This window comes from Streptomyces sp. CA-251387 (genome assembly GCF_050936625.1).
Taxonomy (GTDB): domain Bacteria; phylum Actinomycetota; class Actinomycetes; order Streptomycetales; family Streptomycetaceae; genus Streptomyces.
Genome location: NZ_JBNJMJ010000001.1, coordinates 1,749,723 through 1,764,694 on the forward strand (window position 1 = coordinate 1,749,723; position 14,972 = coordinate 1,764,694).

A 14,972-nucleotide genomic window follows, 5' to 3' on the forward strand; every position below is an offset into this window, starting at 1 on the left:
CACGGATGGCGCGCCATCCCGGACGGCCAACCGGCCGTGGGCGTTCCACACATGCGTGCGCGTCACTCTACGGGTTGACCCTGGGCGAACGGGAACCAGTCCACGACCCCGTGTGCATCTGCCCGGAACATCCCCCTACCCTGCGGTAATCCCGCATGGCAGGCTTCGTTCATGACTGCGCGCGCCGCCGACCGGGCCCGTTACGACCGGGCCACCGCCCATCTCGACGCCCCTCTCGCGATCGTGGACCTGGACGCCTTCGACGCCAACGCGGACGACCTGGCCCGCCGCGCCGACGGAAAGCCGATCCGCGTCGCCAGCAAGTCCGTACGCTGCCGTGCCCTGCTGGAGCGGGTGCTCGCGAAGGACGGGTTCGCGGGGATCATGTCCTTCACGCTGGCCGAGTCCCTGTGGCTGGCGCGCTCCGGGTTCGACGACATCCTGCTCGCCTATCCGTCCGCCGACCGCGCCGGATTCGCCGAGCTGGCCGGTGATCCGAAGCTCGCCTCCGCCGTCACCGTGATGATCGACGACCCGGCGCAGCTCCGGTTCATCGACGACGCCCGGGACGGGGGCCGCGAAGTGGTACGGGTCTGCCTGGAGTTGGACACCTCGCTGAAGCTGCTGGGCGGGCGGGTGCGCGTCGGCGCCCGGCGTTCGCCGCTGCACTCCCCCGCCGAGGTCGCCGACATGGCCCGTGCCGTCGCCCGGCGGCCGGGGTTCGAGGTCGTCGGGATCATGGCGTACGAGGGGCACATCGCCGGGGTCGGGGACGCGGTGGCGGGGCGGCCGCTGCGGTCGCGTGCCGTGCGGCTGATGCAGGCCGCCGCGCGCCGGGAGCTCGTCGAGCGGCGGGCCGAGGTGGTGCGGGCGGTCCGGGCCGTGGTGCCGGGGCTGGAGTTCGTCAACGGCGGCGGGACGGGCAGCGTGCAGCACACCGCCGCGGAGGACGCGGTCACCGAGATCGGGGCCGGGTCGGGGCTGTACGTGCCGCGGCTGTTCGACAACTACACGTCCTTCCGTGGGCGTCCGGCCGCCCTCTTCGCCCAGCCTGTCGTCCGGCGGCCCGGTGTCGGGGTCGTGACCGTCCTCGGCGGCGGCTACCCGGCCTCCGGTGCGGCCGGGCGCGACCGGCTGCCGGTGCCGTATCTCCCGGAGGGGCTGAAGTACGACCCCCAGGAGGGCCCCGGCGAGGTGCAGACGCCGCTCCTCGGCGCGCCCGCCGACGACCTGCTGGTCGGCGACAAGGTGTGGTTCCGGCACGCCAAGGCCGGTGAGTTGTGCGAGCGGTTCGACGTGCTGCACCTCATCGAGGGGGACACCGTCACGGCGACGGTGCCCACCTATCGCGGGGAGGGCCGGACTTTCCTCTAGGCCCGCGCCCTCTACAGCGGGGTCACGTACGCCCCCGAGATCCCGCCGTCGACCAGGAAGTCGGTGGCGTTGACGAAGGAGGAGTCGTCGCTGGCCAGGAAGGCCACCGCGGCGGCGATCTCCTCCGCCTCGGCGAAACGGCCGACCGGGATGTGGACCAGGCGGCGTGCGGCACGCTCGGGGTCCTTGGCGAACAACTCCTGGAGGAGCGGGGTGTTGACCGGTCCCGGGCACAGGGCGTTGACCCGGATGCCGTCGCGGGCGAACTGCACGCCCAGTTCGCGGGACATGGCGAGGACGCCGCCCTTGGAGGCCGTGTAGGAGATCTGGGACGTGGCGGCGCCCATCCTCGCCACGAAGGACGCCGTGTTGATGATGGAGCCCTTGCCCTGCTGCCGCATGTAGGGGATGGCGGCCTTGCAGCACAGGTAGACGGAGGTGAGGTTGACCTCCTGGACGCGCTTCCAGGCCTCCAGGCCGGTCTCCAGGATGGAGTCGTCGTCGGGCGGCGAGATACCGGCGTTGTTGAAGGCGATGTCGACGCTGCCGAAGGTGTCGTACGCCGTCTTGAACAGCGCCTCGACCTGCTCGGGGTCGGTGACGTCGACCTTCACGAAGATCCCGCCGACCTCCTCGGCGGCCGCCTTGCCGCGCTGCTCGTCGACGTCGCCGCAGACGACGTGGGCTCCCTCGGAGGCGAGGCGGCGGGCGGTGGCGAGGCCGATGCCGCTGCCGGCTCCGGTGACGACGGCCGTGCGGCCGACCAGTCGGCGGCAGATGTTTTCCTCGGCCGATGAGCTCGATGAGGTCGCTGAGGTCACTGTGCGGGGCCTTCCGTGCTGATGAAGACGTTCTTGGTTTCGGTGAAGGCGGTCAGGGCGTCCGGGCCCAGCTCGCGGCCGATGCCGGACTGTTTGAAGCCGCCGAAGGGGGTCCAGTAGCGGACGCTGGAGTGGGAGTTGACGGACAGGTTGCCGGCCCGGACCGCCTGGGAGACGCGCAGGGCGCGGCCGACGTCACGGGTCCAGATGGAGCCGGAGAGGCCGTAGTCGGTGGCGTTGGCCAACTGGATCGCCTCCGTCTCGTCCTCGAAGGGGAGGACGACGGCCACGGGACCGAAGACCTCCTCGACGGCCACGCGTGCCTGCGGGTCGACGCCGGTGAGGACGGTGGGCGGGAACCAGAAGCCGGGGCCCTCGGGGGCCTTGCCGCGGATGCCGTCCAGGTCGTCGGTGACGTACGAACGGACCCGGTCCAGCTGGACCTTGGAGATCAGCGGGCCCATGTCGGTCTTCTCGTCGGCCGGGTCGCCGACCGTCACCGCCTCGATCGCGGGGGCGAGGAGGTCCAGGAAACGGTCGTAGGCGGAGCGCTGGACGAGGATCCGGGTGCGGGCGCAGCAGTCCTGGCCGGAGTTGTCCAGGAAGGACATCGGGGCGGCGGCCGCGGCGGCTTCGAGGTCGGCGTCGGCGAAGACGATGTTGGGGCTCTTGCCGCCGAGTTCGAGGGTCACGCGCTTGACGAGCGCGGAGCCCTTCGCCAACACCTGTTTGCCCACGGCCGTTGAGCCGGTGAAGACGATCTTCGCGACACCCGGATGCTCGACGAGGGCGTTGCCCGCGACCGGCCCGTGGCCGGGCAGGACCTGGAACAGCCCCTCCGGAAGCCCGGCCTCCAGGGCGAGTTCGGCCAGGCGGAGGGCGGTCAGCGGGGTCGTCTCGGCGGGCTTGAGGATGACCGCGTTGCCGGCCGCGAGCGCCGGGGCCGTCCCCCAGGCGGCGATCGGCATCGGGAAGTTCCAGGGGGCGATCACGCCCACGACGCCGAGCGGTTCGAGGATCGTCACGTCCAGACCGCCGGGGACCGGGATCTGTCGGCCGGTCAGCCGCTCCACTCCCCCGGCCGCGTAGTCGAGCAGGTCGCGGACGTTGCCCGCCTCCCAGCGGGCGTTGCCGATGGTGTGCCCGGCCTCGCGGACCTCCAACTGGGCGAGTTCTTCGAGGTGTTCGTCGACTGCGACGGCGAACCGGCGCAAAAGTCGGGCGCGTTCGCCGGGCGCGAGGGCGGCCCACCGGGTCTGGGCCCCCGTCGCGCGTACGACCGCCGCGTCCACGTCGGCCGCGGTGGCGGCGGCAACCGTGGCGACGACCTCTTCGGTGGCCGGATTGAGTACCTGGAGCTGGTCGGACAAGAAGGGCCTCACATGCGTTCGAAGGAGCGGCGCAGCTCCCAGTCGGTCACCGCGGCGTCGAAGGCGTCCAGCTCGACGCGCGCCATGTTGCGGTAGTGGGCGACGACCTCGTCGCCGAAGGCGGCCTTGGCGATCGGGCTGTTCTCCCAGAGTTCGGCGGCCTCGCGCAGCGTCGTGGGGACGTGCTCGAAGTCGGCGGCGTAGGCGTTGCCGGGACAGGGCTCGGGCAGCTCCAGCTTCTGCTCGATGCCGTAGAGGCCGGCCGCGACCAGTCCGGCGACGGCGAGGTGCGGGTTGACGTCGCCGCCGGGCAGCCGGTTCTCGAAGCGCATCGAGCGGCCGTGGCCGACGACGCGCAGGGCGCAGGTGCGGTTGTCGTAGCCCCAGGCGACGGCGGTGGGGGCGAAGGAGCCCGGCTGGAACCGCTTGTACGAGTTGATGTTGGGGGCGTACAGGAGCGAGAAGTCCCGCAGCGCGGCCAGCTGGCCGGCGAGGAAGTGGCGCATGACCTCCGACATCCCGCCCTCGCCGTCCCCGGCCATGACGTTGTTGCCGGCCGCGTCCGCGAGAGACAGGTGGATGTGGCAGGAGTTGCCCTCGCGCTCGTTGTACTTGGCCATGAAGGTGATCGAGACGCCCTCCTGGGCGGCGATCTCCTTGGCGCCGGTCTTATAGATGGCGTGCTGGTCGCAGGTGACCAGGGCGTCGTCGTACTTGAAGGCGATCTCGTGCTGGCCGGGATTGCACTCGCCCTTGGCGGACTCGACGGTGAGCCCGGCGCCCGCCATGTCGTTGCGGATACGGCGCAGCAGCGGCTCGATGCGCCCGGTCCCGAGCACGGAGTAGTCGATGTTGTACTGGTTGGCCGGGGTGAGGCCCCGGTAGTTCGCGTCCCAGGCCTGCTCGTAGGTGTCCTTGAAGACGATGAACTCCAGCTCGGTGCCGACGTTGGCCGTGTATCCGAGCTCGGCGAGGCGCTCCAGCTGGCGGCGCAGGATCTGGCGGGGCGCGGCGACCACGGGCGAGCCGTCGTTCCAGGCGAGGTCGGCGATCAGCATGGCCGTACCGGCGTTCCAGGGGACGCGGCGGAGGGTGGCCAGGTCGGGGTGCATGGCGAAGTCGCCGTAGCCGCGGTCCCAGGAGGACATCGCGTAGCCGTCGACGGTGTTCATCTCGGTGTCGACGGCGAGGAGGTAGTTGCAGCCCTCCGTGCCGTGGTGGAGGACCTCGTCGAGGAAGAAGCGGGCGGCGAACCGCTTGCCCTGGAGTCGCCCTTGCATATCGGGGAAGGCCAGGACGACAGTGTCGATCTCACCGCCGGCGACGAGGGCGTGCAGCTCCTCGACGCTCAGCGGGGGTGTGCGGTCTGCCACGGGAGAGCCTCCTTGGGCCACTTCGGTCAGCCGGAAGCCATAAGGTATTGCCCAGGACCATTGATTGGGAAGGGGGTCCCGCCACATGTCGCAGGCGGACACGGAGCACGGGACGCCCGGGGCCGACGACCGGCTGACCTCGGTCCTGCGTCCGGTGCGCGCCGGCAATGGCTTCGAGGAGGCGCTGGAGCAGATCCTCCAGGTGGTCCGGCTGGGCCTGGTGCCGGGCGGCGAGCGGCTGCCGGCGGAGCGTGAGCTGGCGGACCGGCTGGGGATCAGCCGGGTGACGCTGCGCGAGGTGCTGAAGGTCCTCCAGGACCAGGGTCTGGTCGAGTCGCGGCGCGGCCGCTACGGCGGCACCTTCGTGCTGCCACGCCCCGAGACCCCGGGCGAGGAGGAGCTGCGCCGCCGCCTGAAGGACGTCGACGTCGAGGACACGCTGCGCTTCCGCGAGGTGCTGGAGGTGGGCGCGGCCGGGCTGTGCGCGGCGCACGGGCTGGACGACGAACAGGCCGACCGGCTCCGCGAGGCCCTGGCGCGCACGCACGACGCCCCGCTCGCCGAGTACCGCCGCCTGGACACCCTGCTGCACCTGACGCTCGCCGAGCTGTCCGGCTCCCCCACGCTCACCGCCCAGTACGCGGCCGTCCGCGCGACCGTCAACGACCTGCTCGACTGCATCCCGCTCCTAGTCCGCAATCTGGAGCACTCCCAGCGCCAGCACACCGCCCTGGTGGAGGCCGTGATCGAGGGCAACGCCGAGTGCGCGCGGGAGATCATGCGCGAGCACTGCGGGGGGACGGCGGCACTGCTGCGGGGCTTCCTGGGCTGAGGCACGGCGTCACCTCCGGGTGAGCCGAGGATTTACGGGCGATTAACGCAGGGGTATTGCCATCCCCCACCCGACCCGCAAAGGTATGGATCCATTCCATTGAGCCGGAGCTCGGTCGACCCCACCGTGCTCGGAACTGCTCGGTGTCCACCGCCCGTGGGGAGTTGGCCCATGTCCCTGGAATCAACAAGCACACCCGCCGAGGAGGCGGACGACTATCTGGAGCGCAGAACACTGCGCCGCGGCAGCGCCGGCTGGGTGCTGCTGACCGGTCTCGGCGTCGCCTACGTCGTCTCCGGCGACTACTCGGGCTGGAACTTCGGCCTGGCCGAGGGCGGCTTCGGCGGCCTCGCGATCGCCATGGTGCTCATGGGCGCGATGTACGCCTGCATGGTCTTCGCCCTCGCCGAGCTGTCCTCGATCCTGCCCACGGCGGGCGGCGGCTACGGCTTCGCCCGCCGGGCGCTCGGTCCGTGGGGCGGCTTCCTGACCGGTACGGCGATCCTCATCGAGTACGTCCTCGCGCCCGCCGCCATCGTCATCTTCATCGGCGACTACGTCGAGTCGCTGGGCCTGTTCGGCCTGGAGTCCGGCTGGCCGGTGTACCTGGTCTGCTTCGCGATCTTCCTCGGCATCCACCTCTGGGGCGTGGGCGAGGCGCTGCGCTTCAGCTTCGTCGTCACCGGGATCGCGGTGGTGGCGCTGGTGGTGTTCGCCTTGGCCGCGCTGCCCGACTTCTCCTTCGCCTCGCTGGACGACATCCCGGTCGACTCCTCGGCCGCGGGGTCGAGCTCCTGGCTGCCGTTCGGCCTGCTCGGCATCTGGGCGGCGTTCCCCTTCGGGATGTGGTTCTTCCTGGGTGTCGAAGGGGTGCCGCTGGCGGCCGAGGAGACGAAGGAGCCGGCCCGTACGCTGCCGAAGGCGATCCGCTGGTCGATGGCCATTCTGGTGGTCCTGGCCGTGGTCACCTTCTTCGCGGCGGCGGGGGCACGCGGATCGGCGGCGATCCAGGAGGCGGGCAACCCGCTGGTGGAGGCACTCCAGCCGGACGGCGAGGCGACGACGCTGAGCCGGATCGTGAACTACGCCGGCCTGGCAGGCCTGGTGGCATCGTTCTTCTCGCTGATCTACGCGGGCTCACGCCAGCTGTTCGCGCTCTCCCGCGCGGGCTACCTGCCCCGCTTCCTCTCCCTCACCAGCCGCCGCAAGGCGCCGTACCTGGGCCTGCTGGTGCCCGGCACGATCGGCTTCCTGCTGGCGGCGGTGTCGGGCGACGGCGCCCGGATGCTGAACATCGCGGTCTTCGGCGCGACCATCTCCTACGCGCTGATGTCCCTGTCGCACATCGTGCTGCGCCGCCGCGAGCCGGAGCTGCCGCGGCCGTACCGTACGCCGGGCGGGGTGCTGACCTCCTCAGTCGCCCTCGTGCTGGCCTGTGCGGCGCTGGTGGCCACGTTCCTGGTGGACGTGACGGCGGCGTTGATCGCGCTCGCGGTGTACGTCGTGGCCATCGGGTACTTCGGCCTGTACAGCCGAAGGCGTCTGGTGGCGAAGGCGCCTGAGGAGGAGTTCGCCGCGCTGGCGGCTGCCGAGGCAGAGTTGGCACGGGACTGAAGGTTCGAGCGTGAAGGAGTCTTGGTGGTGGCCAGGCCGTTGATCGGTGTCAGCACCTATCTGGAGTCCGGTGCGCGCTGGGGCGTGTGGGAGCTGGACGCGGCGCTGCTGCCCGTCGGCTATCCGCGGCTGGTGCAGCGGGCGGGCGGCCTGGCCGCGATGCTTCCGCCGGACGACCCGGCGCACGCGGCCGCGGCCGTGGCCCGGCTGGACGGGCTGGTCATCGCGGGCGGTCCGGACGTCGAGCCGGTCCGGTACGGCGCGGAGCGCGAGCCGCGCACCGGGCCGCCGGCGCGGGAGCGGGACGCGTGGGAGCTGGCCCTGATCGACGCGGCGTTGGCCGCGGGCATCCCCGTGCTGGGCATCTGCCGGGGCATGCAGCTGCTGAACGTCGCCCTCGGCGGCACGCTCGTGCAGCACATCGACGGGCATGCCGAGGTCGTGGGCGTCTTCGGCAACCACACCGTCAAGCCGGTGCCGGGCAGTCTGTACGCCGGTGTGGTGCCGGAGGAGACATCGGTGCCGACGTATCACCACCAGGCGGTGGATCGTCTGGGTACGGGCCTGGTGCCGTCGGCGTACGCGGAGGACGGGACGGTGGAGGCGATCGAACTTGCCTCCGCGTCTTGGGTGTTGGGGGTGCAGTGGCATCCGGAGATGGGGAGGATCTGCGGGTGATGCGGGGGTTGGTGCGGGCCGCAAGTGGCTGACGGGGGCGAGGAACTACCCCCGCGTCAGCGACAGCAGATCCCGCGCCGGGCCCACCGGCCGATGCCCCGTCGGCCACACCGCCCGCAGGTCCCGCGCCAGGGACACGTCCGCCACCGGCACACTCACCAGCCGCCGCATCGACAGTTCCTCGCCGACGGCAAGCTCGCTCAGCACCGCCGGCCCCGCCCCGCTCACCGCGGCCGCCTTGACCGCCGTCGTCGAGGACAGCTCGATCAGGGGGCGGGCCAGCCCGCCCAGGGCCGCGTCCAGGACCTGCCGCGTGCCCGAGCCCTTCTCGCGCAGGATCAGCGGCGTCGCCGCGAGCTCCGACGCCTCCAGCGAGCGCCGGCGACGCGCCCAGGCGTGCCCCGGCGCGGTCACCACGATCAGGTTGTCGTGGGCGATGACCACCGAGTCCAGCCCCGCCGGGGTCGTCAGCCCCTCCACGAACCCCAGGTCCGCCTCGTCCGCCAGCAGCCGCTCCGCGACGGCCGCCGAGTTCCCGGCGAGCAGCGACACCGCCGTGTCCGGCCGCTGGGCCCGCAGGGCGAGCAGCCAGCCCGGCAGCAGATACTCCGCGATCGTCATGCTCGCCGCCACCCGCAAGCGCGAGTCACGCCGGTCCCTGAGCGCCTGCGCACCCGCGTCGAACGCCTCCGCGGCCTCCACGATGCGCCGCGCCCAGTCCGTCACCAGGGCCCCGGCGTCCGTGAGCCGGGAGCCTCTGGGTGACCTGTCCACCAGCGCGACGCCCAACTGGCGTTCCATCGACCGGATCCGACTGCTCGCCGCCGGCTGTGTGATGCCGACTTCTCGCGCCGCCCCGCCGAGACTGCCGAGCCGCGCCACCGCCAGCAACAGCTCGAGCGCGCCGAGATCCGGCACGCGATGTGCCAGCGATCCTGCGCGAAACTGCCCCTCCGCCGCGTCTGTCATAAGCCCAGTTTATGTGGCCATAGAGGCAAACTCCCTGGTGGGAGACGACAGGCGCCAGGACCCTGTGCACATGGTCACCGCCGTCCGTCACCTCGGACCCCCCTGGCACGCCGTCCGTCACCTCGGACCCAACTGGTACGCCACCATCATGGGCACCGCCGCCGTCGCCACCGCCGGAGCCGCGCTGCCCGTCCGGCTCCCCGGCCTGCGTACCGCCTGCACGGCCGTCTGGGCGCTCTCCCTCGTCCTGCTCGTCACCCTGCTCGCCGCCCGCGCCCTGCACTGGACCCACCACCGCGACCAGGCCCGCGCCCACCTCCTCGACCCGGCCACGGCGCCCTTCTACGGCTGCCTGGCCATGGCCCTGTCGGCCGTCGGCGGCGGTGCCCTGACCGTCGGCCGGGACTGGATCGGGACCCGGGCGGCGGTCGCGCTCGACGCCGTGCTGTTCACCGCCGGTACGGTCGTCGGGCTGGCGGCCGCCGTCGCCGTCCCGTACCTCATGGCCGTACGCCATCGGATCGAGCCGTCGCAGGCCACGCCCGTGTGGCTGCTGCCGCTCGTCGCGCCCATGGTGTCCGCCGCGCTCGGTCCGCTGCTGGTGCCGCATCTGCCGTCCGGGCAGGCCCGGGAGACGCTGCTCCTCGCCTGCTTCGCCCTGTTCGGGCTCAGTCTGCTCGCCACCTTGCTGATGCTGCCGCTGGTCTTCGCCCGGCTCCTCACCGCCGGTCCCCTGCCGCTCGCCCTCACCCCGACCCTGTTCCTGGTGCTGGGTCCGCTCGGGCAGTCCACCACCGCCGTCGGCAGCTTCGCGGACGTCGCGCCGCGCGTGGTCCCGGCCCCGTACAGCGAGGGCTTCGGCATTCTCGCCGTCCTTCACGGCGTTCCCGTCATGGGCTTCGCGCTGCTGTGGTTCGGGCTCGCCACCGCTCATGTCCTGCGGGCCCGCCGGCTCGGCATGGGGTTCGCGATGACGTGGTGGGCGTTCACCTTCCCGGTCGGCACCTGTGTCACCGGCGCCGAGGCACTGGCCCGGCACACGGGACTCATCGTGTTCGACGGGCTCGCGGTCGGGCTGTACGTCGTCCTCGTCACGGCGTGGGCCGTCGTCGCCGCCTGCACGGCGCGTGGTGTCCTCAGCGGTGCGCTGCTCGCAGGGCCTCGGCCAGCACCCGTGGCGTCTCGGCCAGTGACGGGCCGTACCACGTCAGGTGCCGTCCGCTGACCAGGGCGCAGGGCAGTCCGGGGAACGCCTCCGGGCCGTCGTCGGCCGTGAAGCGGTACGGCTCGTCCGGGAGGACGACCACGTCCGGGGCCGCTGCCCGCAGGTCGTCCAGGGGGATGCGGGGGTAGCGGTCCTCGTGCGTCGCGTACAGGTGGTCCACGCCGAGGCGGGCCAGGACGTCGCCGGCGAAGGTGTCGCGGCCCAGCACCATCCAGGGGCGCCGCCAGATCGGGACCACGGCTGTCGTACGGCGCTCGGGGGTCGGACGGGACGACCAGGCCTGCTCCGCCTCGTCCAGCCACCTCGGGCGTGCCGTCGCCCCGCAGGCGTCCAGCACGCGGGCCAGCTCGCGGAAGGCCTGCGGGACGTCCCGGACCTCGGTCACCAGGACCTCGATGCCGGCCGCGCGGAGGGCGGCGAGGTCGGGGGCGCGGTTCTCCTCCTCGTTGGCGATCACCAGGTCGGGGGCGAGGGCGAGGATCCCCTCGACCTTCGGGTTCTTGGTGCCGCCCACCCGGGTGACGTCCAGCTCCGCGGGATGGCTGCACCAGTCGGTGGCGCCGACGAGGACGCCGGGGGCCGAGACGGCCACGGCCTCCGTGAGGGACGGCACCAGGGAGACGACGCGCATCAGCGCCCCGGCCGGTCCCGGACCGCCTCGATGTGCTCCGCCACCGCGACGACGATCACACGCGTGTCCGGCACGGTGGCCCGCCACCGGTGGCGCACCCCGCCGGTGAGGTACAGGGTGTCGCCGCGGCCGAGCCGGTAGGCGCGGCCCTCCGCCTCGATCTCGACGGCGCCGTCCGCGACGTACATCAACTGGTCGTTACGGTACTGGAATTCGCGGCCCGCTTCATGGTCGCCGGTGAACTCCGAGGCGTGCATCTGGTGGTGACCGCGCACCAGGGACCGGGCCCGTGGCTGCGGCGCCAGTTCGGTGGTGTCGGCCCGTACGACGTCGACACTGCACGCCGGGTCGGCGGCGGCGAGGAGCTCGACGGCGGTCGTACGCAAAGCGTCGGCGACCTTTTCGAGGGAGCTTCTGCTCGGGCGTGCCCGGTCGTTCTCGACCTGGCTCAGGAAGGGCACCGACAGGCCGCTGCGCTCGGCCACGACGGCGAGGGTGAGGTCCAGCGCACGGCGCCGCCGCCGCACGGCCGCGCCCACTCGAAGAGGCTGATCCTTGTGGTCACCCATCGCTCCGGCTCCCTCCTTCGCTCGTCGGTCCGCTGTCGTTACGCCCGCCGCCGGGCGCACACCTTCTGTTGGGTTCCTTGCACCCTACGCATCTTCGGCAAACCGTTTCATGCGCCCGTCACATCGACGGCACATCGGGGGGAGTACGACCCATGGGTTCGCGCCAGCGGATGGGCGCGCCCTAAGCGCCGGGCACCCCTATACCACCCCTGACTCCCGCTCAGCACAAGAGAGCTGTTGTTCTGTTCAATGCTCCCGCGGTCGTCCGTGTTCCTTGTCCCCCTCGGGCTGCCGGCCTGGCCAGAAGGCCGGCCAGGGCCGCACGCCCGGCCGTCAAATGCCGGTCGTGGGTGGGGAGTTGGCCCGACCGGGCTCGGGTGGTGGGGTAGCGCTGCGTGGTTGGCCGGATCCTTTTCGTAGGCATGCCGTGTGACTGGGCGGGGATACCGCGAGGGGTGGGCCGGCCGTACGTGAGGGGAAAACGTACGGCGCGACCCACCCCTCGGGCGGCGGTCCGGGTCCGTCAGGTCACCCGGCCGCCTGGTCCTTGTGCCCCGATCCGGCGACCGGGGCCCACTTGTCCAGCAGGCCCGGGTTCTGCTTGAGCCAGGTGCGGACGGCGTCCTGCTCCTTGCCCTTGCCGGCCTTCGTGATCTTCGACTCCAGGTCGGTGAGCTGCTTCTCGGTCATGGAGAAGTCCTTCAGCCACTCGCCGACCTGGGGGTTGTCGTCGGCGAAGCCCTTGCGGGCGAGGGTGTGCACGCCGTCGCCCTTGCCCCAGGCGCCCTTCGGATCCTTGAGCTTCTTCAGGTCGTAGTCGCTGTACGCCCAGTGCGGCGACCAGAGCGTGACGACGACCGGCTCCTTCTTGGCATACGCCCGCTTGAGCTCGGCCAGCATCGCCGGCGTCGAGCCGTCCACGACGTCGTACGTGCCCTGAAGGCCGTACTCCTTGAGGACCTTGTCCTTGAGCAGGCCCATCATTCCGGCGCTCGGCTCGATGCCGATGATCCTGCCCTTGAACTCGGAGGCCTTGCTCTTGAGGTCCTCCAGGGAGTTCACGTCCTTCATGTACGAGGGGACGGTGAGCTCCAGGGAGGTGGGGCCGTACCAGGAGCCGAGGTCGTCCAGCTGCCGGCCGTACTTCTTCCAGTACTCGGCGTGCGTGGTGGGCAGCCAGGCGTCCGTCTGGAAGTCGAGCTGGCCAGTGGCGACGCCGGTGTACAGGGGGCCCGCGGCGTACTGGGTGGTCGCGACCTTGAAGCCGCGGCGCTCCAGCAGCTCCTTCCAGAGGTACGTGGAGGCGATGCCCTCGTCCCACGGGATGTAGCCGATCTTGATCTCCTTGCCCTTGCCGACGTTCGTGGCGGAGGCCTCGGCGGTGCCGGAGGAGGGGCCGAAGGTGCCCAGGCCGCCCGCGACGAGGGCCAGGACGGCGACGCCGGCGATCGCGACGACGGGGCGGGGGCGGTAGCTCCAGACCTTGGTGCCGCCCGCGGCTCGGGCCTTGGCGGCGGCGCGGCGGCCGAGCGGGGAGATCTGCGTGCCGAGCGCGCCGGTGATGCGGTCCAGGTAGATGGCGAGGACGACGATGCCGACGCCCGCCTCGAAGCCGAAGCCGATGTCGAGCTGGCCGATGGCCTGGTTGACCGCGCCGCCGAGGCCGCCGGTGCCGACCATGCCGGCGATGACCACCATCGACAGGCTCAGCATGATGACCTGGTTGATGCCCGCCATGATCGTCGGCAGAGCGAGCGGCAGCTGGACGCGCAGCAGGGTGTCCCGGGGCTTGGTGCCGAACGCCTCGGCGGCCTCGACCAGCTCCGCGTCGACCTGGCGAATGCCGAGCTCGGTCATACGGACGCCGGGCGCGAGCGCGAAGATCAGGGTGGCGATGACGCCCGCGGCGGTGCCCAGGCCGAAGAAGAGCATGGCCGGGATGAGCAGGACCATCGACGGCATAGTCTGCAGCAGGTCCAGGACGGGCCGCAGGGCCGTGGAGACCGTCTTGGAGCGGGCCGCCCAGATGCCCAGCGGGACCGAGATCACCAGTGCGATGAGGGTCGCCACGAGTACCAGGGCCAGCGTCGACATGGCCTGTTCCCACAGGTCCAGCGAGTCGATCAGCGCGAACCCGGCGAAGGCGAGGACGCCGCCGACCAGGCCGCGCAGCCACCAGGCCAGCACGGCGAGGATGCCCGTGAGGAGCAGGGGCTCGGGAGCGGTGAGGACGGCGTTGACGCCGTCGTACATGCCCTCCACGACCGCCTTGATCGCGTCGAAGAGCCAGCCCATGTGGTCGACGAGCCAGTCCACACCGGAGTCGACCCAGTCGCCGAGATGCAGCCTAGGCATGGGCGATCACCTTCCCGTCCGGGTTGTCGCAGAGCGCGGGGTCGGCCGCCTCGTCGCCGAGGAAGCCGACGAGCCGCTGCCGCGGCACGACGCCGACGACCCGGTTGTCCTCGTCGACGACCGAGACCCGGTGGGACAGCCGGGCGCTGATCGCGCACAGCTCCGTGAACGGGGTCTCGGCAGTCGCGGTCTCGCAGGCGCACAACGGGGCGTCGGCGGTGACCGAGGTGTCCATGAGCGCGCCCGCGGTCAGCACGCGGGAGCGGTCGACGTCCTGGATGAAGGAGGCGACGTAGTCGTTCGCCGGGCGCAGCAGGATGTCCTCCGCCGTGCCCGTCTGGACGATACGGCCGTCACGCATGACGGCGATGCGGTCGCCCAGGCGCATGGCCTCGTTCAGGTCGTGAGTGATGAAGACGATCGTCTTCTTCAGGGTGCGCTGCAGTTCGAGCAGCTGGTCCTGCATGTCGCGGCGGATCAACGGGTCGAGCGCACTGAAGGACTCGTCCATGAGCAGCAGGTCGGCGTCGGTGGCGAGGGCGCGGGCGAGGCCCACGCGCTGCTGCATACCGCCGGACAGCTCGTCGGGCCAGGACTTCTCCCAGCTGGCCAGGCCGCACAGCCGCAGCGCCTCGGCGGCGCGCTCCTCGCGCTCGGCGCGGGGCACGCCCTGGACGGCGAGGCCGTAGGCCGCGTTCTCCAGGACGCTGCGGTGCGGGAAGAGCGCGAAGTGCTGGAACACCATGCTGATCTTCTTGGCGCGGACCTCGCGCAGCTCGCGGTCGCCGATCGCGGTCAGGTCCTGGCCGTCGAAGCGGACGTGGCCCGCGGTCGGCTCCAGGAGCCCGTTGAGCATGCGCAGCAGGGTGGACTTGCCGGATCCGGACAGGCCCATGACGACGAAGATCTGGCCCGGGTCCACGGTGAAGGAGGCGTCGATCACGGCGGCGGTGGTGCCGTCGGCGCGCAGCTCCTCACGGTCGGCTCCCTGGCGGAGCCGACCTACGGCCTCGTCCGGTCGTCTGCCGAACACCTTGTAGAGATGTTCGGCCTCAAGCCTGGATGACACGGGTACCTCTTGTCTCGACGGCAAATGAACGGAGCGACGACCGCCAGAGCAGTTGAATGCGCAAGCAGCGTCACTCCGAGGCCGCGCCTGCC

At 71.5% G+C, this 14,972-nt stretch carries 12 protein-coding genes and 1 pseudogene; 5 read left to right on the forward strand and 8 right to left on the reverse strand.

Annotation, left to right across the window (positions count from 1 at the left end; all coding sequences use genetic code 11):
- Positions 1–171: 171 nt before the first annotated feature.
- Entirely contained in the window at positions 172–1,374 is a 1,203-nt protein-coding gene (locus ACQEV2_RS07695; RefSeq protein ID WP_433037916.1) for an amino acid deaminase/aldolase, read from the forward strand.
- 11 nt (positions 1,375–1,385) lie between these two features.
- Here the strand turns inward: ACQEV2_RS07695 and ACQEV2_RS07700 are convergent, their stop codons facing one another.
- The 3 genes from ACQEV2_RS07700 to ACQEV2_RS07710 are packed head-to-tail and all read right to left on the reverse strand — an operon-like array spanning position 1,386 to position 4,938.
- On the reverse strand, positions 1,386–2,195 hold the full coding sequence (locus ACQEV2_RS07700; RefSeq protein ID WP_433037918.1) for a 3-oxoacyl-ACP reductase: 810 nt from the start codon (positions 2,193–2,195) through the stop codon (positions 1,386–1,388).
- Positions 2,192–3,565, reverse strand: coding sequence for an aldehyde dehydrogenase family protein (locus ACQEV2_RS07705; protein WP_433037920.1), 1,374 nt, complete (start codon positions 3,563–3,565; stop codon positions 2,192–2,194). Before ACQEV2_RS07705 ends, ACQEV2_RS07700 begins: the two co-directional genes overlap by 4 nt.
- Positions 3,566–3,573: 8 nt before the next feature.
- On the reverse strand, positions 3,574–4,938 hold the full coding sequence (locus ACQEV2_RS07710) for a glutamine synthetase family protein (protein ID WP_433037922.1): 1,365 nt from the start codon (positions 4,936–4,938) through the stop codon (positions 3,574–3,576).
- Positions 4,939–5,023: 85 nt separating this feature from the next.
- Between ACQEV2_RS07710 and ACQEV2_RS07715 the strand changes: the two genes are divergently transcribed.
- The 3 genes and pseudogenes from ACQEV2_RS07715 (at position 5,024) to ACQEV2_RS07725 (ending at position 8,094) form a co-directional block, all read left to right on the forward strand.
- A complete protein-coding gene (locus ACQEV2_RS07715) occupies positions 5,024–5,770 on the forward strand; it encodes a FadR/GntR family transcriptional regulator (RefSeq protein ID WP_433037924.1) in 747 nt (248 codons plus the stop codon).
- Positions 5,771–5,941: 171 nt separating this feature from the next.
- Positions 5,942–7,384 carry an ethanolamine permease gene (gene eat / locus ACQEV2_RS07720; RefSeq protein ID WP_433037926.1) on the forward strand — a complete coding sequence of 481 codons (1,443 nt, stop codon included), beginning with the start codon at positions 5,942–5,944 and terminating at the stop codon, positions 7,382–7,384.
- A 24-nt stretch (positions 7,385–7,408) separates the two neighbouring features.
- A pseudogene (locus tag ACQEV2_RS07725) lies at positions 7,409–8,094 on the forward strand (gamma-glutamyl-gamma-aminobutyrate hydrolase family protein).
- Between the two features lie 13 nt (positions 8,095–8,107).
- On the opposite strand, the gene ACQEV2_RS07730 reads toward ACQEV2_RS07725, so the two are convergent.
- Complete coding sequence (locus tag ACQEV2_RS07730) at positions 8,108–9,031, reverse strand: LysR family transcriptional regulator (RefSeq protein WP_433037928.1); 924 nt, start codon at positions 9,029–9,031, stop codon at positions 8,108–8,110.
- Between the two features lie 70 nt (positions 9,032–9,101).
- Here ACQEV2_RS07730 and ACQEV2_RS07735 point away from each other — a divergent pair, with 70 nt between their 5' ends.
- Complete coding sequence (locus ACQEV2_RS07735) at positions 9,102–10,256, forward strand: TDT family transporter (RefSeq protein ID WP_433037930.1); 1,155 nt, start codon at positions 9,102–9,104, stop codon at positions 10,254–10,256.
- Here the strand turns inward: ACQEV2_RS07735 and ACQEV2_RS07740 are convergent.
- The 4 genes from ACQEV2_RS07740 to ACQEV2_RS07755 form a co-directional block, all read right to left on the reverse strand.
- Positions 10,168–10,887: a helical backbone metal receptor gene (locus tag ACQEV2_RS07740; RefSeq protein ID WP_433037932.1), complete on the reverse strand. Its 720-nt coding sequence runs from the start codon at positions 10,885–10,887 to the stop codon at positions 10,168–10,170. The genes ACQEV2_RS07735 and ACQEV2_RS07740 overlap by 89 nt on opposite strands.
- Positions 10,887–11,456: a helix-turn-helix domain-containing protein gene (locus tag ACQEV2_RS07745; protein ID WP_433037934.1), complete on the reverse strand. Its 570-nt coding sequence runs from the start codon at positions 11,454–11,456 to the stop codon at positions 10,887–10,889. Before ACQEV2_RS07745 ends, ACQEV2_RS07740 begins: the two co-directional genes overlap by 1 nt.
- A 528-nt stretch (positions 11,457–11,984) precedes the next feature.
- Positions 11,985–13,811: an ABC transporter permease/substrate binding protein gene (locus tag ACQEV2_RS07750; protein WP_433037936.1), complete on the reverse strand. Its 1,827-nt coding sequence runs from the start codon at positions 13,809–13,811 to the stop codon at positions 11,985–11,987.
- Positions 13,804–14,880, reverse strand: coding sequence for a quaternary amine ABC transporter ATP-binding protein (locus ACQEV2_RS07755; RefSeq protein ID WP_433037938.1), 1,077 nt, complete (start codon positions 14,878–14,880; stop codon positions 13,804–13,806). The genes ACQEV2_RS07750 and ACQEV2_RS07755 overlap by 8 nt, the downstream gene beginning before the upstream one ends.
- Positions 14,881–14,972 lie beyond the last annotated feature (92 nt).